The organism is Pseudomonas flavocrustae (assembly GCF_029872515.1).
GTDB classification, from domain to species: domain Bacteria; phylum Pseudomonadota; class Gammaproteobacteria; order Pseudomonadales; family Pseudomonadaceae; genus Chryseomonas; species Chryseomonas aestiva.
Genome location: NZ_JAPDIQ010000001.1, coordinates 778,194 through 802,640 on the forward strand (window position 1 = coordinate 778,194; position 24,447 = coordinate 802,640).

The window sequence follows — 24,447 nt, forward strand, 5'->3', positions numbered from 1 at the left end:
GGCTAGAGCTAATTGGGGGTGGCAGTGACCAGGCGCAGGGGCAGATCCGCCTGCTCGGCCTGGCGACCGTAGTGGGCGATGACCTCGCCGGCCACGGCGATGGCGATCTCCAGCGGCAGCTTGCCCTGGACCTCGGGCAGGCCCAGCGGGCAGCGCACCGTGGCCAGGCGGTCGGCGCCGTGGCCGCGCGCCGCGAGGCGGTGGCGGAACTTGGCCCACTTGGTCCGGGAGCCGATCAGACCGAAATAGCCATGGTCGCCACGGGCGAGGATGGCGTCGGTCAACTCCAGGTCCAGGGGGTGATTATGGGTCATGACGATGTAGTAGGCACCCGCCGGCATCCGGGCGATCTCGTCTACCGGCTCGTCGGTCAAGCGCTTTTCCACGCCGGCGGGCAGGACGGCGGGAAATTCCTGGGCGCGCGAATCCACCCAGCGCACCGCGCAAGGCAGCCCGGCCAGCAGCGGCACCAGGGCGCGGGCGACATGGCCGGCGCCAAAGACGATCACCGGGACGTCCTGTGCCAGCTGGGGTTCGAAGAGCAGGGTGGTGACGCCCCCGCAGCACTGGCCGAGGCTGGCGGCCAGGGAGAAACGCTCCAGGCGCGGCTGGCGCGTACCGGCGGCGAGCATTTCCCGGGCGATGTCCACCGCGCGGTATTCCAGGTGGCCGCCGCCGATGGTCAGGTGCTGCGCTTCCCGGCCCACCAGCATCTTGGTGCCGGCCTCGCGGGGCGTGGAGCCCTGCTCGTCGGCCACGGTGATCAGCACGCAGGGTTCGCCGCGCGCCTCGAAGTCGGCCAGCAGGGCCAGCCAGCCACGTCTGCTGTTCATGCGGGCTCCTCCGTGGTGGGGACCGGGGCGGTCTGCAGCTCGGTGGCCAGGCGGCGCATGCGCTCCACGCCCCAGAGCACCCGTTCCGGGGTGGCCGGCGCGTCCAGCGCCGGGTGGAAGCGGTAATCCGCCACGCTGGCCACGGCGTCCTGCAGGGCGCACCACACCGAGATGCCAAGCATGAAGGGCGGTTCGCCCACGGCCTTGGAATGGAACACCGTGGCCTCGGGATTCTGCCGATTCTCCACCAGCCGCACCCGCAGGTCCGGAGGTACGTCACTCACCGCCGGGATCTTGTAGGTGGAGGGGCCCGCGGTGAGCAGCTTGCCGGCATCGTTCCACACCAGTTCTTCCATGGTCAGCCAACCCAGACCCTGGACGAAGCCGCCTTCGACCTGGCCGATGTCGATGGCCGGATTCAGGGAGGCGCCGACGTCATGGAGGATGTCGGTGCGCAGCAGGCGGTATTCGCCGGTGAGGGTATCGATCAGCACCTCGGAGCAGGCGGCGCCGAAGGCGTAGTAGTAGAAGGGCCGCCCGCGGGCCTGGTCGCGGTCGTAGTGGATCTTCGGTGTGCGGTAGTAGCCGGTGCTGGATAGCGACACCTGGCCGACATAGGCCAGCTGGATCAGCTCCTCGAAGCTCAGCAGCCGGTCGCGCACCCTGACGTGGCCGTTGCGGAAGTCGACCTCTTCAGGCCCGACGTGGAAGTGGCGGCTGGCGAAGTCGATCAGGCGGTCCTTGATGGTCTGGGCGGCGTTCTGCGCGGCCTTGCCGTTGAGGTCGGTGCCGCTGGAGGCCGCGGTGGGCGAGGTGTTGGGCACCTTGTCAGTGTTGGTGGCGGTGATCTGGATGCGGGCTATGTCGACCTGGAAGACCTCGGCCACCACCTGGGCGACCTTGGTGTTGAGCCCCTGGCCCATCTCGGTGCCGCCATGGTTCAGGTGGATGCTGCCATCGGTGTAGACGTTGACCAGGGCGCCGCCCTGGTTGAGGAAGGAGGAGGTGAAGGAGATGCCGAATTTCACCGGAGTCAGCGCCAGGCCCTTCTTCAGTACCGGACTGTTCCGGTTGAAGTCGCGGATGACCTCGCGCCGCGCCTGGTAGTCACTGCTGGCCGCCAGGTCCGTGGTCATCTCGTCGAGCAGGTTGTCTTCCACCACCTGGTGATAGTGGGTGAGGTTGCGCGTCTCCTTGCCATAGTAGTTGCGCCGCCGTACCTCCAGCGGGTCGAGGCCGCGATGGCGGGCGATGGCGTCCATGACGTTCTCGATGGCCAGCATGCCCTGGGGGCCGCCGAAGCCGCGGTAGGCGGTGTTGGACGCCAGGTGGGTCTTGCAGCGGTGGCCGGTGATCTGGGCGTTGCCGAGGAAATAGGCATTGTCGGCATGGAACATGGCGCGATCGATGATGGCGTTGGACAGGTCGGGCGAATAGCCGCAGTTGCCCGCCAGTTCGAAGCGGATGCCCAGCAGTCGGCCATCGTCGTCGAAGCCGACGTCGTAGTCGACGTGGAAGGGATGGCGCTTGCCGGTCATGTGCATGTCTTCGAATCGCGGCAGGCGCATCTTCACCGGGCGCCCGGTGAGATGGGCGAACACCGCGCAGAGCGCCGCCGGCATGCCGGCCTGGCTTTCCTTGCCGCCGAAGCCGCCACCCATGCGTCTCATGTCGACGGTGACCCTGTTCATCGACACCCCCAGCACCTCGGCCACCTGCTTCTGCACCTCGGTGGGATTCTGGGTGGAGGAATAGACCAGCATGCCGCCGTCTTCGGTGGGCATCACCGAGGCTACCTGTGTTTCCAGGTAGAAGTGCTCCTGGCCGCCAATGACCAGTTCGCCCTGCAGGCGATGGGGCGCGGCGGCCAGGGCGGCGGCCGCGTCACCGATTTGATGGCTGTGGCTGGGCGAGATGAAGTGTTCGCGGCGCAGCGCTTCCTTGACGTCAAGGATGGCCTCCAGCGGCTCGTATTCGACGAGGGCGGCCTGGGCGGCGCGGCGGGCGGCGTCGAGGCTGGTCGCGGCCACCGCCAGCACCGGCTGGCCCAGGTACTGCACCTCGCCATGGGCCAGCAGCGGATCGCCGGGCAAGACGGCGCCGATGTCGAGTTGGCCGGGTACGTCGGCGGCGGTGATGGCCAGGGCCACACCGGGGATCTGGTAGCAGGGCGCGAGATCGATGTGTTTGATCCGCGCATGGGCGTGCTCGCTCATCCGCGCATAGACGTGCAGCTGGTTGGGAAACTCCAGGCGGTCGTCGATGTACAGGGCCTCGCCGCTGACATGCTTGTCGGCGCTCTCGTGCTTGAGCGGCTTGCCGACGCCGGTGGCCAGGCCGGCGGCGAAGGCCGCGGCCATTTCCTCGGGGGTACGGGCGGGCAGGGTGCTAGGCATGGGCGGTGACCCTCGTGGCGAGCGCGGGCTGAGTGGTTTCCAGGTGACATTTGCGCAGCAGGTTCTGCGCCGTCAGCAGACGGTATTCGCGACTGGCGCGGAAATCCGACAGCGGGGCGAAATCCTCGGCCAGGGCCTGGACGGCGCGCTCGATGGACGCGGCGTTCCAGGGCTGGCCGAGCAGCGCCTGTTCGCAGCGCGCTGCCCGCCTGGGCGTGGCCGCCATGCCGCCATAGGCGATGCGCACGCTGGCGACGCGGCCCTGCTCCAGCTCCAGGGCGAAGGCGGCGCAGACCGCGGAGATGTCGTCATCCAGTCGCTTGGACACCTTGAAGGCGCGGAACACCAGGCCATCACGTGACCGCGGCACCCGTACCGCCTGGATGAATTCGCCCGGCTCCAGGGCGGTCTGGCGATAGTCGAGGAAGAAGTCGTCGAGGGCCAGTTCGCGCAGCCGTTCGCCCTGGCGCAGCAGCACGCTGGCGCCCAGCGCCAGGAGCAGGGGCGGACTGTCGCCGATGGGTGAGGCATTGCCGATATTGCCGCCCAGGGTCCCCTGGTTGCGGATCTGCAGGGAGGCGAAGCGCTGCAGCAGGGCGCCGAAGTCCGGGTAGTCGGCGGCCAGGGCGGCGGCGCAATCGGCCAGCGGGGTGGCGGCGCCGATCTCGATGACCTCGTCGCTCAGGGTAACGCCGCGCAATTCGGGCAGGTTGCCCAGGTAGATCAGGGTCTCCAGGCGGCGATGCTGCTGGGTGACCTCCAGGGCCAGGTCGGTGCCGCCGGCCAGCAGGCGCGCCTCGGGATGGGCAAGGTAGAGACTGGCCAGTTCGCTCAGGCTGGTGGGGCTGTGGCAGCGTCGACCGTTTCCTTCCAGGCGCGTAGCGGGTGTAGGCGCCAGGGCCTGGAGACGCTCCAGGGTCTGCTGCTCGCGGGCATCGAACTGATCCGGCTGCCGCCCGGCGCAGGCCTGTTCGGCCGCGGCTAGGATCGGCCGGTAGCCGGTGCAGCGACAGAGATTGCCGGCCAGGGCTTCGTGGGTCGCGGCGTCATCCGGCGCGGCCACGTTCTTCTGCAGGGCGAACAGCGACATGACGAAGCCCGGGGTGCAGTAGCCGCACTGGGAGCCATGGCAGTCGACCATCGATTGCTGCACCTGATGCAGACGGCCCCGGTGCTTGAGGTCCTCCACACTGATCAGCTGCCGGCCGTCCAGCGCCGCCACAAAGGTCAGGCAACTGTTGACGGTGCGATAGCGCAACCGGTCGCCATCGGGCTCGGCCAGCACCACGGTGCAGGCGCCGCAGTCGCCCGAGGCGCAGCCTTCCTTGGTGCCGGTCTTGCCACAGCGCTCGCGCAGGTACTGCAGCACGGTGAGGTTGGGGTCGAGCTGCTCTTCGCTGCGCAGCTCCTGGTCCAGCAGAAACCTGATCACGGCCGCTCTCCACCTGGTCTCGAATGTCTCGATGGTGGGTAAAGCTGACCGATAGGTCAACAATTGCCCGGTCGAGTGGAGCGCTGCTGTCGTTTTTGGGCAAGCGGCCTGGCCAAGGCCGCGCCGTCCTGGCGCGCCCAGTGCCGTGTTGCACGCCAATGGTGCAAAACAAGCGCTCTAAGCTGCGTTTCTGCGGAATATTTATGCCGGCGCTTCAAGGCCATCACAGCAGTGCCGATATAAAGGCAGACGATTACGGCCTGGCCGCCTGCCGTCAGCACCCTCGTACAACCGTTGCCACAGGTCGCTATCGTGCCTACTCAACTCAATCGCGTCGCTCGTCAGGCCTCCCTGGGTTTCTTCGCACTGGTCACCCTCATCTTCACTCTGGCCGGATGGATGCTGTTCGACCTGTGCGCGCGCATTGACGAGCAGCAACGCCATCACAGCGAGGCGGATGCCCAGCGGGCGCTGGAGACGCGGCTGGACAAGCTGGGCCGGGTGCTGACCGATTACTCCTTCTGGATCGAGGCCTATGCGCGGACCGGCAAGAAGGTCGACGTCAACTGGGCCTACGAAGAAGATAACGTCGGGCCATCCCTCTACAGCGGCTATGGCGTGAATGGAGCCTTCATCCTGGCGCCCTCTGGTGTCACGCGCTACGCCGTGGTCGGCGGCGGTCGCAGCAAGCTGCAACTGGATACCTGGCTGGGCGACGACCAGGCGCCGTTGCTGGCTCAGGCCCGGGAGCGCTCGCTCAAGGATGGCTATGCCCAGGGCTATTTCCTGATCGAGGGCAAGCCGGCCAGCGTGCTGGCCGCGGTCATCCGCCCGGACGCCACCTACCAGGACTTCAAGCGGCTGTCCTACATGGTCTTCGTCGACATCCTCACGCCGGACAAGCTTGCCCAGCTCGGCCAGACCTTCGAATTGCCCGGGCTGACCGCGGAGCCAGGGGAGCTGCCCGCCGTGGTGGAGCGGCCGACCCTGGTGGTGAAGTCCGATCCGGGTATCGCCGTGACCTTGCACTGGCGGGTGCATGGCATGGGGCAAGGTCTGCTGGCGCAGTTCCTGCCGTTGCTGGCGGCGATGTGTGGTCTGGCGCTGCTGCTGGTCTGGTACCTGCGCCGCCGGATCGGCCTGGCGGCACGGCAGACGGATGTGGCCGAAGATGCCCTGAGGCACAGCGAGCAGCGCTTCCGCACCGTTTCCGAGGCCTCGTCCGACTGGATCTGGGAGAGCGACGCTGAGCAGCGGCTGGTCTATCTTTCGGAGCGCTTCGTGGCGGTGACCGGCTTCAGTCGCGAGGACTGGCTGGGCCGCCCGCTGCACGAACTGCTCGGCTATCCGCCGAGCCAGGTGGAAGAGGTGGCGAGGACGCCGCTGGCGGCCGGCCGGACCCGGCGCCCCCTGCGCTGCGAGATGCGCGACGCCCAGGCCAAGCTCAGGTACTGCCAGTTGACGGCGCAACCCATCATCAGCGGTGGCCTGCTGGCCGGCTTTCGCGGCACCGTGTGCGACGTGACCGAGGAGATCGAGGCCAAGGCGCGCATCGAACACATCAGCCAGCACGATGCCCTGACCGGACTGGCCAACCGTCATCAACTGCACCGCTACCTGGCGCAGCGCTTCGCCGAGGGCGTCAACGCCAGTCAGCCGCTGCATCTGCTGGCCCTCGACCTGGACCGCTTCAAGCCGGTCAACGACGCCCTCGGCCATGGCGCCGGCGACCAGGTGCTCTGTCAGGTCGCCCGGGAGTTGCGCGCCAGCGTGCGCGAAGGCGATCTGGTCACGCGCATCGGCGGTGATGAATTCGTCATCGCGGTGAATGGCTGCCTGAGCGCCGAGCAGGTGAGCGTGCTGTGCAACCGGATGCTGGAGGGCATCGGCCGGACCATGCGCATCGACGAGCACGACATCAACATCGGGGCGAGTATCGGCATCGCCCGGGCGCCCCAGGATGGCCATGGTGCCGAGGATCTGCTGCGCTATGCCGACATCGCCCTGTACGAAGCCAAGGCGGCGGGGCGTAACACCCTGAGGTTCTATGAGCCCACCATGAATCAGCGCATCCTCGAGCGGCGCCAACTGGAGACCGAGTTGCGCCTGGGGTTGCAGCGACTGGAATTCGAGCTGGATTTCCAGCCGCGCTTCGCCGCCAATGGCCAGCGCTTGCTGGGCGCCGAGGCGCTGGTGCGCTGGAATCATCCTGTCCGTGGTCGGCTGGCGCCCGCCGAATTCATCGGGGTGGCGGAGGAAACCGGGCTGATCCTGGGGCTGAGCGACTGGGTGCTGCAGGAAGCCTGCAGTCAGGCGCTGGAGTGGGCGCCGGAGTTGATCGTGTCCATCAACCTGTCACCGCTGGAGTTCCAGCGCGATGACCTGATCGCGCGGATCAGCAAGGTCCTCCTGCGCACCGGTATCGACCCGGCGCGGGTCGAGCTGGAGCTGACCGAGAACGTCCTGCTGGACGACGCCGCCGGTGCCCTGGAATTGATGAAGAAGCTCAAGGCCCTGGGCGTGCGGCTGTCCATGGACGACTTCGGCACCGGCTATTCCTCCCTGAGCTATCTGCGCACCTATCCCTTCGACTGCCTGAAGATCGATCGCAGCTTCGTCTCCAACATCGAGGTGAGCGAGAGCAATGCCGCCATTGTCGAGGCGATTGTCAGCATGGGGCGGGCCCTGTCGTTGACGGTGGTGGCCGAGGGCATCGAGACCGCCGGCCAGCTGGCGCGCATCGCCGACCTCAAATGCGACCAGGCGCAGGGCTTCCATCTGCAGCGACCGCTGTCCCCGGCGCGTTTTGCGGCCTTGCGGCAGGAGCAGTCTCAGCCGCGGGAAGCGTCGAGCGACGCCAGCCGGACCCTGGTCGCGCACTAGCCGCCTGGGGACCCCAGGGCCGCCCCCAGCAACAGCGTGGCGAACACCAGGAAGAGCGCGCCAGCCGCCCGCTGCAGCCGGGCGAGGGCGGTATCCGAGGTCAGGCGGGCACTCAGGACTGTCGCCGCCCCGGCGTAGCTGCAATGGATGATGAAACTCATCAGGCTGAAGGTCGCCACCAGCAGCACCAGCTGCGGCAACACCGGGCGATCCACCTGGATGAAGGGAGGAAACAGCGCCAGAAAGAAGAGGATCAGCTTGGGGTTGGTGAGGGACACCAGCAAGCCCTGCAGGAGGTGTCTGCCACCGCTGACCGAAGGCCGAGTGGCGGCAGGCTGCCGGCCTTGGGCCGCGGGACTGCGCAGACGCCGCAGCCCCAGCCAACCCAGGTAGAGCGCGCCGACCAGCTGCAATCCCTGCAGGGTCCGTGGCGAGCTGCTCACCAAGGCGCCGAGCGCGGTGCTGGCCAGGATGGCGACCAGCAGTATGCCCAGCACCACCCCGAGGATGCCCGGCAGGGCGCCGCGCAGCCGCAGCTGCAGCGCATTGGTGATCGTGAGCAGTACGCCCGGGCCGGGGCTGGCGATGGTGAGGCCGCACAGCAGGAGGTAGAGGGCGAAGTGTTGCATTGACGTGTCTGAACCTGCTGGCATGGGACGACCGGAGTGGCTGTCTACCTGGGAAGCTGACCGGTGCCGGCCATGGGTACCCAGTATGGACGGCCGGGTTGCAGGGGCCGCGATGCAGAATCTCGGCTTTTGTACCGGACAGCCGCTCGGGCTGGCCCGGTGCAGCAGGTGCCGTCTTTTTCTATCTCAGGCTCAGGGCGGCGGGGGGAGCGGGTTGCCAGCCTCCACCCAGCGCCTTGAAGGTGCTTATTGCCGCCTGTGCGGCTGCCGTTTGCGCCTGGGCACGCGCATCGGCCGTGCGGAGCAGGCGCTCATCGGCCTGCAGAACGTCGACCAGGGGCAGCACACCCTTCTGGTAGGCGAGGGCGGCGGCCTGGCGGGCTTGGCTGAGCGAAGCCTCGCCCGCCGTCAGTAGAGTGACCTGCTCTTCGCGCTTCAACTGGCCGGTCAGGGCATCTTCCACGTCTTCGGTGGCGCGTAATGCCGCCAGCCGATAGGCCGCCAGCGATTCTGCGCGCTGTCCCTTGGCCGCCTGGATCTGCGCATCGATCCGGCCGAAGTCGAACAGCCGCCAGCGTACGCCCAGGGCACCGAGCGCCTGATTGGCGTCGTGGCTGAAGAGATTGCCACTGGAAATCGTGGTGGCGCTGCCGAGCAGAGCGCTCAGGGAGATCTTGGGATAGTACTCGGCCATTGCGGCGCCGATCCGGGCATTGGCGGCGGCCAGGCGGCGCTCGGCCGCGATCAGGTCCGGACGTCGACGGAGCAGATCGGCGGGCGTGCCTGCCGTTTCGATGCGGGGCGCGTCGGGAATGGACGCGGCGCCAGCCAGTTGGGTACGCCAGGTGCCAGGCGGCGCCGCCAGCATCACGTCCAGTGCATTCATGGCCCGCTCCAGCGAGAACTCCAGGCCGGGTATCGAGGCCTGGACCTCGGCCAAGCCCCCTTCGGCCTGGCGTAGCTCCCGGTCGGTCGCCAGGTCCTTGCCGTTCAGTAGCCTGACCATCGACAGCAAGCCCTGCTGGGTGTCCACCTGATGGCGAGCGATCGCCAGGCGTGTCTGCAGACCGCGGATGTCGACATAGAGGTCGGCGGTCTGGGCAGCCACGGCAAGGCGCACGGCACGGGCACCCGCCACGCTGGCCTGGTAGTCGGCCCGGGCGGCTTCACGACCTCGGCGCAGACCGCCAAACACATCCAGCTCCCAGCTTGAGTCAAGATTGGCCTCATAGGAAGAACCGCTCCTGGCGTAGCCGGGCGCTGAATCGAGCACCCGTCCAAGCGGTGTTTCCAGCGACTGATAGGCACGACCGGCTTGGCCACCGAGATCGCCTGCCGGCAATAGCGCGGCGTCGGCCGCCCTAAGGCCGGCGCGAGCCTGGGTAATGCGTGCGTCGGCCTGGACCAGATCGAGATTTTGCGCAAGCGCCTGTTCTACCAGGCGGCTCAGGAGTGGATCGTTGAAACGGTCCCACCAACCCGCGAGCGCCCGATCGGCCAGGGTCGCTGCCACCGGCTGCTGCTGGAAGGTTGCCGGTAACGCACCTTCAGGGGCGCGGTAGTCAGGCCCGACTGTGCAGCCGCTCGCCAGGGTGGCGCTGGTGAGCAGAATAATCTGGAGTCTGGAGCGCATGGGCTTTTATCCTGAGCAACGCCTGAACGGTTTTAGTGACTAAAGTGTATATTGGTCACCTTCCGCATCATTTTGCAACTGCCGGAACACCCAGCCCCATGACTACCGAATCCGTTTCCCCTGGCCAGGCTCGTGGACCGGCCGAGCACGACGTTCGCCACCAGATCATGGTGGCAGCGAAAGAACACTTCAGCCACTACGGCTACGAGAAAACCACGGTGTCCGAACTCGCCCGGAGCATCGGGTTTTCCAAGGCCTACATTTACAAGTTCTTCGATTCGAAGCAGGCGATTGGCGAGGCCATCTGTGCGGATTGCCTGAGCGGAATCGAGGCCGAGGCCAGGGCCGCAGTGGCCTCAGCTACCCAAGCCCCCGAAAAGCTAAGAAGGCTGTTTCAGAGCCTTCCGGCGGCAACCCTGCGGCTGTTTTCAGACGATCGAAAGCTTTACGAAATCGCCATTTCTGCGGCGTCGGGCCGCTGGCCGGCCACGATCAGCTACGAAGCGCGGATGCAGGAGCTGCTCAAGGAGATCCTGGTGCAGGGCCGCGGGGAAGGACAGTTCGAGCGCAAGACGCCGATCGACGACGTGACGATGGCGACCTATCTCGTGTTGCGACCCTATCTGAATCCGCTGATGCTCCAGCACAGCTTCGAGCATTTCGATGTCGCTCTTACCCAGCTGTCCAACCTGGTGCTGCGTAGCCTCTCGCCCTAAATTGTCTTGTGACTATTGACTAAAATGGTCACTAGTATCAAATTGCGCGCTCTGCTGGCATCCTCTCGGAGCTTCCATGTTCGCGCGCCGTCTGCTTTCCACCGCTGTGGGTGCTACCGTCCTTTCGCTGTCCCTTGGCGGTTGCAACGCCCCTTCCCAGGGCGATCCCCGCACGCAGGCGCCTTTGGTGCGAGCTGCGGTGGCGGAGCCCGCCGAGCGCGCTGGTCGTACCTTTACCGGTATCGTCGCCGCGCGAATCCAGAGCGATCTGGGCTTCCGCGTGACAGGCAAGGTCGCCGAACGGCTGGTGGACATCGGTGAAACCGTCAAGCGCGGGCAGCCGCTGCTGAAGCTTGATCCCATCGATCTGCAACTGGCCCTGCAGGCGCAGCGCGAGGCCGTGGCCGCTGCCCAGGCGCGAGCCCGCCAGGCGGCGGACGATGAGGCGCGCTACCGGGATCTACGGGGCACGGGGGCGATCTCGGTCTCCGGCTACGATCAGATCAAGGCTGCTGCGGATACGGCCAGGGCCCAGCTCAAGGCTGCCGAAGCCCAGGCGGAAGTCGCCTTCAACGCCAGCCGTTATACCGTCCTGGTGGCCGATGCGGATGGCACCGTGGTCGATACCCTGGCCGAGCCCGGGCAGGTCGTAGCCGCTGGACAGAGCGTGGTGCGCCTGGCTCGTGCAGGCGCCCGGGAGGTCGTCGTCCAGCTGCCGGAGACCTTGCGTCCGACGCTTGGCTCCCTGGCCCAAGCCAGCCGTCTGGGCGCTGCGGAACAGCCGGGATCGGCTCGGTTGCGGCAGTTATCGGACAGCACCGACCGCGAGACGCGTACCTTCGAGGCGCGCTATGTGCTCGAAGGGACGCTGGCCAGTGCGCCCCTGGGTACCACCGTGAGACTGCGCATTCCGGAAGAGTCCGGGCATCGGGCGAATGCCTTGCAGGTGCCGCTGGGCGCCCTGTACGACGCGGGCAAAGGCGCGGGGGTCTGGCGTATCCAGGGCTCGCCCGGGCAGGTCGCCTGGGTACCCGTGCAGATTCGTCAGGTGTCGGATGACACCGCCCTGGTGGACGGCCCCCTCCTGCCGGGTGACAGGGTCGTGGCCCTCGGCGTTCATCTCCTTCACGAGGGCCAGGCGATCCGCCTGGCCACCACTGCCAACAGTGCCCTGGAAGGGAAGCAGCCGTGAGCGACAGCCGATTCAATCTGTCGGCGCTGGCCGTCCGCGAGCGCTCCATCACCCTGTTTCTGATCCTGCTGATCTCGGTCGGCGGGGTACTGTCGTTCTTCAAGCTGGGCCGGGCGGAAGATCCGGCCTTCACGGTCAAGGTCATGACCATCATCACTGCCTGGCCGGGGGCCACGGCGCAGGAGATGCAGGATCAGGTCGCCGAGAAGCTGGAAAAGCGCCTGCAGGAATTGCGCTGGTACGAGCGCTCGGAAACCTATACCCGTCCGGGCCTGGCCTTTACCACCCTGACGCTGCTCGACAGCACACCGCCGGCCGAGGTGCCCGAGGAGTTCTACCAGGCGCGCAAGAAGATCAGTGACGAAGCCAAGGTCCTGCCCGCCGGGGTGAGCGGGCCAATGGTCAATGATGAATACGCCGACGTCACCTTCGCGCTCTTCGCGCTCAAGGCCCGGGGCGAGCCGCAACGGCTGCTGGCACGCGAGGCGGAAACGCTGCGCCAGCGTCTGCTGCATGTGCCGGGGGTCAAGAAGGTCAATATCCTGGGTGAGCAGACCGAGCGCATCTATGTGGAGTTTTCCCACGATCGCCTGGCGACCCTGGGCGTGGCACCGCAAGACATCTTCGCCGCGCTCAATGCCCAGAATGCCCTGACGCCCGCGGGCTCCATCGAAACCCGCGGCCCCGAGGTCTTCGTCCGTCTGGATGGCGCCTTCGAACAGCTCGATGCCATCCGCGACACCCCGGTGATCGTCAAGGGCCGCACCTTCAAACTGGCCGACGTCGCGACGGTGACGCGTGGCTATGAAGACCCGGCCACCTTCGTCATCCGCAGCGGTGGCGAGCCGGCGCTGCTGCTGGGCATCGTCATGCGCGACGGCTGGAATGGCCTGGATCTCGGCAAGTCACTTGAAGGCGAAGTCGGCAACATAAACGCTGAGATGCCCCTGGGCATGAGTCTGACCAAGGTGACCGACCAGGCGGTCAACATCGCCTCGTCGGTCGACGAATTCATGATCAAGTTCTTTGTCGCCCTGCTGGTGGTGATGGTGGTTTGCTTCGTCAGCATGGGCTGGCGGGTGGGCATCGTCGTGGCGGCCGCGGTCCCCCTGACGCTGGCGGCGGTGTTTCTCGTCATGGCCGCCATCGGCAAGAATTTCGATCGCATTACCCTGGGCTCGCTGATCCTGGCCCTGGGGCTGCTGGTGGACGATGCCATCATCGCCATCGAGATGATGGTGGTGAAGATGGAGGAGGGCTATAGCCGCGGCAAAGCCTCCGCCTATGCCTGGAGCCACACCGCCGCTCCCATGCTGGCCGGTACCCTGGTGACCGCCGTGGGCTTCATGCCGAATGGCTTTGCCCAGTCCGCGGCGGGTGAATACACCAGCAACATGTTCTGGATCGTCGGCATCGCGCTGATCACCTCCTGGGTCGTGGCAGTGGTGTTCACGCCCTACCTGGGCGTCAAGCTGCTGCCAGAGACCAAGACCGTCGAAGGAGGGCACACCGCGCTTTACGACACGCCGCGCTACCACCGCTTCCGCCGCGTTCTCGGCCAGGTGATCGCGCGCAAGTGGCTGGTCGCGCTGCTGGTGATCGGCCTATTCGTGGCCGCCATCCTGGGCATGGCTGTCGTCAAGAAGCAGTTCTTTCCCATCTCCGATCGCCCCGAGGTGATGGTGGAGGTGCAGATGCCCTATGGCACCTCGATCAGCGAGACCGAACGGGCGACCGCCAAGGTCGAGGCCTGGCTTGCCCAGCAGGATGATGCCCGGATCGTGACCTCGTACATCGGGCAGGGTGCGCCGCGCTTCTTTCTCGCCATGAGTCCGGAGCTGCCGGATCCGTCGTTCGCCAAGATCATCGTCCGCACCGACAACCCCGAGGCCCGTGAAGCGCTCAAGATGCGGCTGCGTGACGCCATTGCCGCCGGACTCGCGCCGGAGGCACGGCTGCGGGTCACCCAACTGGTGTTCGGGCCCTATTCGCCGTTCCCGGTCGCCTTTCGCGTGAGCGGTCCTGATCCGCAGGTGCTGCGGCGGGTGGCCGCGGAGGTGGAGCAGGTGATGCGTGCCAGTCCGCTGATGCGTACCGTCAACAGCGATTGGGGCACGCGGACGCCGGTGCTGCGCTTCAGGTTGCAGCAGGATCGCCTGCAGGCCATGGGCCTGAGCTCCAGCGCCGTCGCGCAGCAGCTGCAATTCCTGCTCAGCGGCGTGCCGGTTACGGCGGTCCGCGAAGACATTCGCACCGTCCAGGTGGTGGCGCGCGCGGCGGGCGACGTTCGCCTCGATCCGGCGCGGTTGGGCGATCTCACCCTGGTCGGCGCCCAGGGCCAACGCATTCCGCTGTCGCAGATCGGCGACCTGGAGGTGCAGCTGGAAGAGCCCCTCATGCGGCGGCGCGATCGGGTGCCAACGATCACCGTGCGCGGCGATATCGCCGAAGAGCTGCAACCGCCGGACGTTTCCACCGCCGTGCTCCAGCAGCTGCAGCCGATGATCCAGCGCTTGCCGGCGGGCTATCGGATCGTACAGGCGGGCGCCATCGAGGAGTCGGGCAAGGCGATGGCGGCGATGCTGCCGATCTTCCCGCTGATGATCGCCTTGACGCTGCTTATCATCATCCTGCAGGTGCGTTCCATGGCCGCGATGATCATGGTCTTCCTGACCAGTCCCCTGGGGCTGATCGGGGTGGTACCGACCCTGATCCTGTTTCAGCAACCCTTCGGCATCAATGCCCTGGTCGGGTTGATCGCGCTGTCGGGCATCCTGATGCGCAACACCCTGATCCTGATCGGGCAGATCCACCAGAACGAGCAGGACGGCCTGCCCCCCTTCCAGGCGGTGGTCGAGGCGACCGTGCAGCGTGCAAGACCGGTGATCCTCACGGCGCTGGCGGCGGTGCTGGCCTTCATCCCCCTTACCCATTCGGTGTTCTGGGGCACCCTGGCCTACACCCTTATCGGCGGCACCCTCGCGGGCACCGTGCTCACCCTCGTATTCCTGCCGGCCATGTATGCCATCTGGTTCAGGATCAGGCCACCCGTCCGCGGTGATTCCCTGTCCTCCGATCTGCCAATTGCGCCTTGATCGGGCGCGGACAAGAAGCGAGGTCGCCCGCGGGCGCCTCGTCCATCGAGAGAAGAGGTAAGGCAATGCAAGGCAACGACAGAACACGCATCGTGGTGACCGGCCTGGGCACGGTCAGTCCGCTGGGCTGTGGCACCGACCAGGTCTGGTCTCGGCTGCTGGCGGGGCGCTCGGGCATAAGTCCGCTGCCGCCCGCGGTCAGCGACGGGGTGGGCAGTCTCATCGCCGGTCAGGTGCCGAGCCGCGCCGACGATCCGGAGGCGGGATACGACCCCCTGGTGGCCATCGCCGCCAAGGATCTGAAGAAGATGGATCGCTTTATCGAGTTCGCTCTGGTGGCGGCCCAGGAAGCCCTCGGCCAGGCCGGCTGGCAGCCGACCAGCGAGGCGCAGCGCGAGCGTACGGCGACCATCATCGCCTCCGGGGTGGGCGGCTTCGGCGCCATCGCCGAGGCGGTGCGGACCACCGACGCCCGCGGCCCGCGGCGGCTCTCGCCCTTTACCGCACCGTCGTTCCTGGCCAACATGGCGGCGGGCAACGTCTCCATCCAATACGGCTTCCGCGGTCCGCTGGGTGCGCCTATCACCGCCTGCGCCGCCGGTGTCCAGGCCATCGGCGATGCCGCCCGGCTGATCCGCAGCGGCGAGGCCGACATCGCCCTCTGCGGCGGGGCCGAGGCGGCCATCAACCGCGTCAGCCTGGGTAGCTTCGCCGTCGCCCGGGCGCTGTCCACGGGATCCAACGAGCGTCCGCAGGAGGCCTCGCGCCCCTTCGACCGGGAGCGTGACGGCTTCGTCATGGCCGAAGGCGCCGGGCTGCTGGTGATCGAGACCCTGGAGCATGCCCTGGCACGGGGCGCCACACCCCTGGCCGAACTGGTGGGCTACGGTACCAGCGCCGATGCCTACCATCTCACCGCCGGCCCGGAGGACGGCAGCGGTGCCCGTCGCGCCATGGCGCAGGCGCTGCGCCAGGCCGGCATCGATGCTGCCCAGGTCCAGCACATCAATGCCCACGCCACCTCCACCCAGGTGGGCGACAAGGGCGAGCTGGCGGCCATCCGCGCGGTATTTGGCGATGCGTCCCCGGTGGCCATCACCTCGACCAAGTCCAGCACCGGACACCTGCTGGGCGCTGCGGGGGGCTTGGAAGCCATCTTCACCGTGCTCGCGCTGCGCGACCAGATCGTGCCGCCGACCTTGAACCTGCACCACCCCGATCCGGCCGCGGAAGGCCTGAACCTTGTCGCCCTGCAGGCTCGGCCGCTGTCGATCGACTACGCCCTGTCCAATGGCTTCGGTTTCGGCGGGGTGAATGCCAGCGTGCTGTTCAGGCGTTGGATGGGGAGCTGACAGTTGCCGAGCGCGCACGCAGGCGTGGCCCGGCTGGCCACGCTCGTGGCGTTGCAGGTGATTTTTTTGGACTCGCGTGGCGGTAGGAGCGGCGTTTCCCTGCGTCGTTTTCAGATAGGACTTGAGTCCACCAGGAAGAGAAGGCTCTCTTCCTGTTTTTCTCCAGCCGCTGTCCAAAACCTGACTGGGCAGCCGGCACCCACGTAGTTCCCTGGAATGACGAGTGCGCATCAATGTAAGTGCCGAAGAGATGCGCTAGGTAAGCATACATGCAAGAATGTTTGTAAAAGACAGGCTAAACGTTAGACTGTCAAAACAGACGCCTTTGAAACGAGATAGCCATGCGCCGTACTAAAGAAGACGCTGAGCAGACACGCCAGACCATTCTGGATGCAGCCGAGGCGTTGTTTCTCACCAATGGTGTTTCACGCACCAGCCTCGAAATGATCGCCAGAGAGTGCGGGCTCACGCGAGGAGCGGTGTATTGGCACTTCAGGGACAAGGCGCAGCTGGTCTACGAGATGCTCAATCGCATCCGCATTCCGCTTGACGAAGTCACCCAGCAGCTGAGTATGGATGGGGAGGGCGATTGCCTGATGAGGCTGTACGAACTGTGCGTCGAGTGCATGGAGAAATTCGTTCAGCCGGGACGGGAGCGCCGTGTCATGACCATCCTGATGCACCGTTGCGAGTTCACTCAGGAACTGCAGGAAGTCGAACAGCGGGAAAATGCCCTGACCCGCGAATTCGTGGCGCTCGTCGAGCGCCTCTTCGATGGCCAACGGCAGCGCCTGCAGGTCGCGGTGACGCCGAGAAGTGCCAGCCTACAGCTGCATAGCCTGTTTTGTGGCACGCTGGCTGGCATCCTTCGAGACCAGGACATCTTCGCGCCGCTCATGGATGTACGGCTGATCTTCACCCTCTACTTCAGGTCGCTTGTGAAAGACTGGCCCTGACGGTGGACGAGCGGCGCGCCAGCGGAGCAAGGGACCGGCACTGACGCCTTGCTCCCGCTGGGCGGGGTACTAAGCTGTCCCGGGCGTTGGTTTTCAGCCTTCGAGGGGACGCTACCCCGTTCAGGTCGGCGCGCTCCCGGCCGCTACTTGAAACGAGCGGTGTAATCCGCCAGGTTGCCGGGCGTGATCAGCTCGTACGGCACCCAGACATCCGCCTGGACCGGTTCCTTGCGGATCATCCTGAGCGCGGATTGCACCGCCTGCACGGCCTGGCCTCGTGGGTCCTGGAACACCGAGGCGGCCAGCAGTCCGCGCTTGATGGCCGCCTGACCATCGGGCAGACCATCCACCCCCACCACCGGAACCTGACCCTTGCCCATTCCGGCCTGTTGCAGCGCCATGGCGGCGCCGATGGCCATCTCGTCGTTGTTGGCGACAATGGCGTCGAAATGGGTCCCGGCGGTCAGCCAGTTGCTGGTCAGGTCCATGCCCTTGCTGCGGTCCCAGTCCGCGTTCTGCTGGGCGATCACCTTGATGTCGGGATAGGCCTTGAGCGCTTCCTTGAGACCTTCGGAGCGGCCGCGGGTGGCATTCTGGGTCAACTCGCCCATGATCAGGGCGATGCTGCCCTTGCCGTTCAGCTGCTTGGCGATGAACTGCCCCTGCAACTGCCCGGCCTGCAGGTCGTCCGAGGCCACGGCGACCACGCCGGCGGGCAGCTTGGGATCGTCCGGGCGCCGGTTGACGTACACCAGCGGAACCTTGGCCGAGGTGGCGGCGCGGGTAATGTTGATGGTGGCGGCGGTGTCCACCGGCAGCACGATCACGGCGTCCACGTTCTGCGCCAGGAAGCTCTGCACCTGGTTCAGCTGGCGAACGACGTCGCCCTGGGCATCCTCGAATTGCAGGCTGATCTTTTCCGCCTTGCCCGCCTCTTCCAGATTGCGGCGGACATAGGTCATGAAGTTGTCGTCGACCTTGGCGATGCTGACCCCGATACGGTAGTCGGCGAGGGCCAGGGGCGTCAGGGCGAAGGCGAAGGCGGCGCACAGCAGGTTGCGAAGCAGCATGTTCAGTTCCTCTTGTTGTTATGCGAGCGGAAACATCTAGCGGGACTACAGGGTGAAGGCCGTTCTGAAGCGCTCCAACGCACGCTCGGTATCACCTTCGGTAGCCCAGCCTTCGAGGCCGACCACACCGCGATAGCCGAGCCTGGCGAGGGCCCGGGCAATGGCCGGGTAGTGAATCTCGCCGGTCCCCGGCTCGCAGCGCCCCGGGACATCGGCTACCTGGATCTCGCCAATGGCCGACCCGGCCCGACGGATCAGCTCGATCAGGTTCCCTTCGCCGATCTGGGCATGGTAGAGGTCCAGGTTGAGCCGCAGGTAGGGACTGGCCACCGCCTCGATCAGGGCCAGGGTGTCTTCGGCGCGGGCGAAGGGCACGCCGGGATGGTCCACCGCGGTATTGAGGTTCTCCAGCAGGAAGACCCGGCCGGCGGACTCGCCCAGGCGGGCGATCTCGGCGAGGGTGTCACGCGCCGCCAGCCAGTGATGGCCGCTCACCTCGGCCAGCGGCTTGACCGGCAGGCCGCGTGGGTCCAGGCCGGTGCCGTGCAGGTTGAGCGAAGGGCAGGCCAGGCGCTCGGCCACGGCCAGGGATTCCCGGGCACTGGCGAGCAGGGCGGCACGGCCTTCGGCACTCACCAGGTCGCCTGAGACATAGCCGGTCATGGAGGTGAAGCGCGCGCCGGTGGCGGCCAGGGCGTCAATGTCGTGGCGCGTCCAGTCCCAGATCTCCACGGCGAAGCCCAGGGCGTGCAGGCGGCGGACCCGCTCGACGAAGGGCAGGTCGAGAAAGACCATTTCGGCGCTGACGGCCAGGATGAAGGGCGATGAGGTCATGGGCTTCACTCCGCGACGGCGACCGGCTGACCGGTCTGCACCGATTCGATGGCGGCCAGGGCGATGGCCAGCGCCGCCCGGGCATCGTGGCCGCCCACCGGCACCGGGGTGCTCTCGCGCACGGCATCGACGAAGGCGCGCAGCTCGGCCAGGTAGGCGTCGCGCAGCAACTCGGCGTCGGAGCGCTGGGTGGTCTGGCTGATGCCTTCGGCGCCGTAGCAGACCAGCTCGCTGGTCCGGGCGTCCCCGGCGGTCAGCATCCCCGCGCTGCCGAACACCTCGCCGCGCACGTCGTAGCCGTACACCGCCTGGAAGTTGGCCTCGGCGGTGGCGATGGCGCCGTTGTCGTAGCGAATGGTCACCACGGCGGTGTCCAGTAGACCGCGGTCACGGAAATCGGGGCGCACCAGGGCGTCGGCCACCGCGTAGACCTGCACGGCGCGGGCACCCGGATTGAAGAAGTTGAGGGTGTCGAAGTCGTGGATCAGGGTCTCGAGGAAGATGGTCCAGGGTTTCACCGCCGCCGGATCGTGCAGCGCCGGATCGCGGGTGAGGGAGCGCAGCAGTTGCGGTGTGCCGATCCGCCCCTGGACGATCAGCTCCCGAGCGCTGCGGAAGCTGGTGGCGAAACGCCGGTTGAAGCCTACCTGCAGGGCCACGCCGGCCTCCGCGCAGGCGGCGATGGCCCGGTCGGCCTCTTCCAGGGTCACGGCCATGGGTTTTTCGCAGAACACCGGCTTGCCGGCGCGGGCGGCGGCCACCACCAGCTCGGCATGGCTGCGGGCCGGGGCGACGATGACCACGGCCTCGACGGCGGGGTCTTCGATCAACGCCTGGGGGTCGGTGTGGATATGGGCGACGTCCAGGGTCTCGCCAAGCCGGGCAGCGGCGCCGGGCGCCGGATCGGCCAGGGCGACCAGCCGCGCGCCATGCAGGTGCCGGGCGAGGGCGGTGGCATGGAAGGTACCCATGCGACCGGTACCGATGAGGCCGAGGGCGAGGGGGGTGTTCGTCTGGGGCATGAGGCGTTCTCTTGTGGTTGTTATAGGCGTGGGCGATGTACCCGACGCGGAGGGAGCAACCGCCATGCCAGGGCAGAAAAGGCAGCCAGGTCGCGGCCTACGGGACTTGCCAGTCCGCCTTTATGTCTATAAAAAAGACATGTCCAGCTGGACATGTCCAAAGATTGGACGAGGAGCCGAAGATGCAGGAGAAGGTCGCCCCGAGCGAGCTGACGCGGGAATTGCAGTTCGTCAGCGAGCTGCAGCGGTCGTCGGTCGCCGAAGGTGTCCAGCGCGAGCTGGATGCCGCCTGGACCGACTGCCTGGCGGGGGCCACGGAACTGGTCCCGGTGCGGCCGGTGATCCGGGCGTCCTGGCTGCGCAGCCGCGCGGCGGGCATCGTCGCGGAGGAATTCCACTACGAATTCGTCGAGTCGCAGGAACTGGCCCGCCGGCTGCAGCGGCAGCGCGAGCTGCTGGACATCGCCGCGCCGGTCATGGCCGAGCTGTTGCGCTACAACCCGGACGGGCACCTCAACCTGGCAGATGCCGAGGGCGTGACCCTGGCCGCCTGCGGGCTGGATCTCACCCCGCTGGGCAGTCGTCTGCTGGAGTCGGTGCAGGGCACCAACTGCACCGGCCTGGCCCTGCGCGAGCAGCGGCTGGTGTTCGTCCTGGCGGGCGAGAATTTCAAGCGCGGGCTGCGCGAACGGCGGATGCACTGCGCCTCGGCACCGGTCCGCGACACCCAGGGACGGCTGCTCGGCGCCCTGACCCTCACCGCGGCGGTGGGCAACTTCCACTGCCATACCCTGGGCACGGTCCAGGCCGCGGCCGATGCGATCTCCCGCCAGCTGGCGCTCACCGCGCTGCTGGACGAGCAGCAGCGGGTGCTGGAGGTCCTCAACGAAGGCGTCATCCTGCTCGACGACGACCGCTGCATCCGTAGCCTGAACGGCTATGCGCGGCGCCTGCTGCAGCTCGACGATCCACAGCGGGGGCGCCCCTTCGCCAGCCTCATCACCCAGGACACTGACCTCGACCTCTGGCTGGATCGTCGCTGGGAACGCCAGGACCGCGACCTCACCCTGTTGCTACCAGACGGCAGCGGTTTGCCGTGCCTGGCCTCCGCCGCGCCCATCGCCCAGGGCGGCTGGGTGCTGTCGCTGCGAGAGAACCGCCGCATCCGCGAGATCACCCGCCAACTGCTGGGCACCCGGGCGCGTTACAGCTTCAACGATATCCAGGGTCGCTCGCCAGCCTTGCAGAACGCCTTGCGCGTGGCTCAGGCAGCCAGCCACAGCGAAGCCACGGTGCTGGTACTGGGAGAAAGCGGGGTAGGCAAGGAGCTATTCGCCCAGGCGATCCACAACGCCAGTGTCCGTCGCCATGGCCCCTTCGTTGCGGTGAACTGTGGCGCCATTCCACGCGACCTGGTGCAGAGCGAGCTGTTCGGCCATGTCGAGGGGGCCTTCACCGGGGCTGCTCGTGGCGGTGCGGCGGGAAAGTTCGAGCTGGCCGATGGCGGCACGCTGTTTCTCGACGAGATCGGCGATATGCCCCTTGAGGCCCAGGCGAGCCTGCTCCGGGTGCTGCAGGAGGGCGAGGTGACCCGGATCGGTGCCAAGAAGGCCCAGGCGGTGGACGTCCGCGTCATCGCCGCGACCCATCGCGACCTGGCCCAGGCCGTGACCGGCGGGAGCTTCCGTGGGGATGTCTTCTACCGCCTCAATGTGCTTCCCTTGCAGGTACCGCCATTGCGGGAGCGCCGCGAAGACATTCCGCTGCTGGTGGCTACTCTGCTCAAGGCGCTGAGCCGTCATCTGGAACGGCCGCCGCCGGCCATCGCAGACGAAGCGCTGACGTTGCTGCTGGCCCATAGCTGGCCCGGCAACGTGCGGGAGCTGGAGAACGTCATCGAGCGGGCGGTCAATCTGGCCCAGGGGCCGCTCATACAGCCGGGAGACCTGCCTCCTTCGTTGGTCGCCAACACGCTGTCCACGGATACCGAGGGCGAGCGCCTCACCCCCCTTGAAACGGGGCAGCGGGACCTGATCCGTGCCACCTTGCAGCAGACCCGCGGCAACCTTCGTCAAACCGCGACCCGGCTCGGGATCTCGCGCGCCGGGCTTTATGTGAAGCTGCGCCGCTACGCCTTGAATCCGGCGGATTTCCGGCCAGGACGCTGAAGTCCGGCAGCGGCCGACCGCAGCGAGCCAGGTTCTGGCGAGCGCGTCCCGGCCTGCCGCTCGCTGGCTGCATCAGGTCACGTGAAAGCGACCCACCAGTGCTTGCTGCTGTTCGGCCAGGCGGGCCAGTTCGCGGCTGGTGACGGCGGTCTGCTCGGCGCCGGCGCTGACCTGGATGACCCGTTCATGGATGTCGCTGACGTTGCGGCTGATGTCTTCGGCGACCTGGCTCTGCTGCTCGGTGGCCGAGGCGACCTGGATGGTGCGGTCGTTGATCAGGGTCACGCCCTCGGCGATCTCGCTCAGCAACTCACCGGCGCGGAGCATGTTGCCGGCGCCGGTCTGCACCAGGCCCAGGGTCTCCTGCATGGCCTCGGCGGCGCGGTCGGCGCCGCTCTGCAGGTGGCTGATCATCTGCTGGATGCTGCCGGTGGATTGCTGGGTCTTTTGCGCCAGGGAGCGCACCTCGTCGGCCACCACGGCAAAGCCGCGACCGGTCTCACCGGCGCGCGCCGCCTCGATGGCCGCGTTCAAAGCGAGCAGATTGGTCTGCCCGGCGATGCCATTGATCACGTCCAGCACCAGGGAAATGGCGTCGCTCTCCTGCTTGAGTTGGACGATGATCTGCGCGGTGCGCTCGGCCTGGCTCGACAGTCCCTGCACCAGGCCGATGGTGGCCTGCAATTCGCGGCGACCCTGACGGGCGTTGGCCTCGACCTGGCGCGAGCCCTCGGCGGCTTCGCTGGTACTGCGGGCGACGTCCTTGACCGTGGCGCTCATCTCGGCGATGGCGGTGACCACCTGATCGGTGCCCAGGCGCTGCTGGGCGACGTTCTGGCTGGTCTGGATGGCCACGGTCGAGGCCTCTTCGGCGGCGGTGGCAACCTGCAGGGTTGCCGCCCCGATCTCCTGGATGAGCTGGCCGAGTTCCTGGCTCATCAGATTGAGGTTGCCGGTGATGGTGCCGAATTCGTCCCGGCCCTGGTAGCCGCAACGGGCGCTGAGGTCGCGGGTCGCCAGGCGGGTGAGGGTGCCGTTGACCTGTTCGACCGCCTGCCTGATGGTGCGGATGACCAACCACGCCAGCACCGAGACGGCCAGCAGCAATACCAGCATCAGGCCGAGGGTGGTGCGGAGATCGCGGCTGGCGCCGGCGCGTGTCAGCTCGGTGGTGGCGATGATGTCTGCGCCCAGTTGCGTTTCCAGCGTGCCCAACTGATCGATGCGCCGGGTGGCCAGGTCGAACCAGCTGTCCGGCTGCACATTCAGCGGTCTGCCCGGCGTCGTGTAGAGCGCACGCCGCTGCAATTGCGCCAGCTCCAGGGCAGCGGGCTGCTGGAGGATGTTGTCGAACCGCTGGACGACCTCGGGTGCGGACCTCTGCCTGAAGGCGTCGGCATAGGCGGTGAATTCGCCGAGCGTGCGCGCGATCTGCACCAGTATCGGCAAATCCAGCCGATTCCTGCTGAAGGCTATGCCCAGCAGCGCGCGCTCGCGGCCAGCCCGTTCCTTCATCTCGACGAACAGATTCAGGGCATTCAGGGCGCGCTTGATCGCCGGATCCGCCACCTCGGCTTCGAGCTTGCTGTTGTAGCCGATCAATGCCTGGATCATCTCGGTATAGGCGGCACTGGACTGGGTCCCGCTGATCGTCAGGCCGTCCACGGTGGTGCGCACACCGGGCAGGCCGTCGAGGAGCTTCAGCACGGGTTGCAGGGCGGCATCGTCGCCGGCCGCGAGTGCGCGCAAGGCGCCTTGGGCCTGGTCGCTGTCCTGGCGATAGGTCCGCAGGTCGTCGCGCAGGGCCGTGCCGCCACTGCTGAGAAAGATGCCGCTGGCGCCCCGTTCACGCTGCAGGCGGGTGATCAGGGCGCTGACGCCTTGCGCCGTGGCGCTGGCGGTCACGGTGTGATCCAGGTTCTCCAGTATCTGGTAGCGCTCCGTTAGGAAGAGACCGCAGATCAGCAGGAAACCCGTCAGGGGCAGGAGCAGGATCAGCAGCAGCTTGGTACTCAGGGCGGCGTTCTTCAGCATCGGTCAGTCCTTTGAGAGAGGACCATCGCGCCTGCTGGGACGCGACGGTTCAGTTCCAGAAGCGGTCACCACGCAGGCATCGCCGGCCGAAAGGATCAGGTGATCAAGGTGGGCTATCGACGGCAGAAATACCCGGGTCGCAGCGGCCTGCGGAGGTCCACTCAAAACGCCTGCAAGTAGCGTGCTAGAGCGGTAGAAGGCT

The 24,447-nt window shown here is 67.0% G+C and carries 16 protein-coding genes; 7 read left to right on the forward strand and 9 right to left on the reverse strand.

Going from position 1 to position 24,447, the window contains the following annotated elements; translation table 11 throughout:
• Window positions 1-8: 8 nt before the first annotated feature.
• From xdhC to xdhA, 3 genes are read right to left on the reverse strand one after another with little or no spacing between them, the layout of a single operon-like run.
• A complete protein-coding gene (gene xdhC, locus OMP44_RS03615) occupies window positions 9-833 on the reverse strand; it encodes a xanthine dehydrogenase accessory protein XdhC (RefSeq protein WP_280306491.1) in 825 nt (274 codons plus the stop codon).
• Window positions 830-3,229, reverse strand: coding sequence for a xanthine dehydrogenase molybdopterin binding subunit (gene xdhB / locus OMP44_RS03620; protein WP_280306493.1), 2,400 nt, complete (start codon window positions 3,227-3,229; stop codon window positions 830-832). The genes xdhC and xdhB overlap by 4 nt, the downstream gene beginning before the upstream one ends.
• Entirely contained in the window at window positions 3,222-4,661 is a 1,440-nt protein-coding gene (gene xdhA / locus OMP44_RS03625; RefSeq protein ID WP_280306494.1) for a xanthine dehydrogenase small subunit, read from the reverse strand. Before xdhA ends, xdhB begins: the two co-directional genes overlap by 8 nt.
• A gap of 312 nt (window positions 4,662-4,973) precedes the next feature.
• Between xdhA and OMP44_RS03630 the strand changes: the two genes are divergently transcribed.
• The gene (locus OMP44_RS03630; RefSeq protein ID WP_280306497.1) at window positions 4,974-7,544 is read left to right on the forward strand and encodes a bifunctional diguanylate cyclase/phosphodiesterase; all 2,571 of its coding nucleotides are present in this window, start codon (window positions 4,974-4,976) and stop codon (window positions 7,542-7,544) included.
• On the opposite strand, the gene OMP44_RS03635 is transcribed toward OMP44_RS03630, so the two are convergent.
• Together OMP44_RS03635 and OMP44_RS03640 are read right to left on the reverse strand one after the other, a co-directional pair.
• Window positions 7,541-8,173, reverse strand: coding sequence for a LysE family translocator (locus tag OMP44_RS03635; RefSeq protein WP_280306498.1), 633 nt, complete (start codon window positions 8,171-8,173; stop codon window positions 7,541-7,543). The two genes, OMP44_RS03630 and OMP44_RS03635, sit on opposite strands and share 4 nt — an antisense overlap.
• Before the next feature lie 181 nt (window positions 8,174-8,354).
• Window positions 8,355-9,806, reverse strand: coding sequence for an efflux transporter outer membrane subunit (locus OMP44_RS03640; RefSeq protein WP_280306499.1), 1,452 nt, complete (start codon window positions 9,804-9,806; stop codon window positions 8,355-8,357).
• 98 nt (window positions 9,807-9,904) lie between these two features.
• Here OMP44_RS03640 and OMP44_RS03645 point away from each other — a divergent pair, with 98 nt between their 5' ends.
• The 5 genes from OMP44_RS03645 to OMP44_RS03665 all read left to right on the forward strand — a co-directional run bounded on the left by OMP44_RS03645 (window position 9,905) and on the right by OMP44_RS03665 (window position 17,117).
• Window positions 9,905-10,522, forward strand: coding sequence for a TetR/AcrR family transcriptional regulator (locus OMP44_RS03645; protein ID WP_187979612.1), 618 nt, complete (start codon window positions 9,905-9,907; stop codon window positions 10,520-10,522).
• Between the two features lie 76 nt (window positions 10,523-10,598).
• Window positions 10,599-11,714, forward strand: a complete 1,116-nt coding sequence (locus OMP44_RS03650) for an efflux RND transporter periplasmic adaptor subunit (protein ID WP_280306501.1) — start codon at window positions 10,599-10,601, stop codon at window positions 11,712-11,714.
• A complete protein-coding gene (locus tag OMP44_RS03655; protein ID WP_280306503.1) occupies window positions 11,711-14,809 on the forward strand; it encodes an efflux RND transporter permease subunit in 3,099 nt (1,032 codons plus the stop codon). The genes OMP44_RS03650 and OMP44_RS03655 overlap by 4 nt, the downstream gene beginning before the upstream one ends.
• A gap of 65 nt (window positions 14,810-14,874) precedes the next feature.
• On the forward strand, window positions 14,875-16,161 hold the full coding sequence (gene fabF, locus OMP44_RS03660) for a beta-ketoacyl-ACP synthase II (RefSeq protein WP_280306504.1): 1,287 nt from the start codon (window positions 14,875-14,877) through the stop codon (window positions 16,159-16,161).
• A 341-nt stretch (window positions 16,162-16,502) separates the two neighbouring features.
• Window positions 16,503-17,117, forward strand: a complete 615-nt coding sequence (locus tag OMP44_RS03665; RefSeq protein WP_280306506.1) for a TetR family transcriptional regulator — start codon at window positions 16,503-16,505, stop codon at window positions 17,115-17,117.
• A 143-nt stretch (window positions 17,118-17,260) separates the two neighbouring features.
• On the opposite strand, the gene OMP44_RS03670 is transcribed toward OMP44_RS03665, so the two are convergent.
• From OMP44_RS03670 to OMP44_RS03680, 3 genes are read right to left on the reverse strand one after another with little or no spacing between them, the layout of a single operon-like run.
• Window positions 17,261-18,187, reverse strand: a complete 927-nt coding sequence (locus tag OMP44_RS03670) for a sugar ABC transporter substrate-binding protein (RefSeq protein ID WP_280306507.1) — start codon at window positions 18,185-18,187, stop codon at window positions 17,261-17,263.
• Window positions 18,188-18,232: 45 nt separating this feature from the next.
• Window positions 18,233-19,021, reverse strand: a complete 789-nt coding sequence (locus OMP44_RS03675) for a TIM barrel protein (RefSeq protein ID WP_280306509.1) — start codon at window positions 19,019-19,021, stop codon at window positions 18,233-18,235.
• Window positions 19,022-19,026: 5 nt separating this feature from the next.
• Window positions 19,027-20,043: a Gfo/Idh/MocA family oxidoreductase gene (locus OMP44_RS03680; RefSeq protein WP_280306511.1), complete on the reverse strand. Its 1,017-nt coding sequence runs from the start codon at window positions 20,041-20,043 to the stop codon at window positions 19,027-19,029.
• Between the two features lie 182 nt (window positions 20,044-20,225).
• On the opposite strand from OMP44_RS03680, the gene OMP44_RS03685 reads away from it, so the two are divergent.
• A complete protein-coding gene (locus tag OMP44_RS03685; RefSeq protein ID WP_273862217.1) occupies window positions 20,226-22,211 on the forward strand; it encodes a sigma-54-dependent Fis family transcriptional regulator in 1,986 nt (661 codons plus the stop codon).
• Between the two features lie 72 nt (window positions 22,212-22,283).
• Here OMP44_RS03685 and OMP44_RS03690 read toward each other — a convergent pair whose 3' ends face one another.
• Window positions 22,284-24,245 (reverse strand): methyl-accepting chemotaxis protein, encoded by a 1,962-nt coding sequence (locus OMP44_RS03690; protein ID WP_273862216.1) that lies wholly within the window; start codon window positions 24,243-24,245, stop codon window positions 22,284-22,286.
• Window positions 24,246-24,447: the final 202 nt, after the last annotated feature.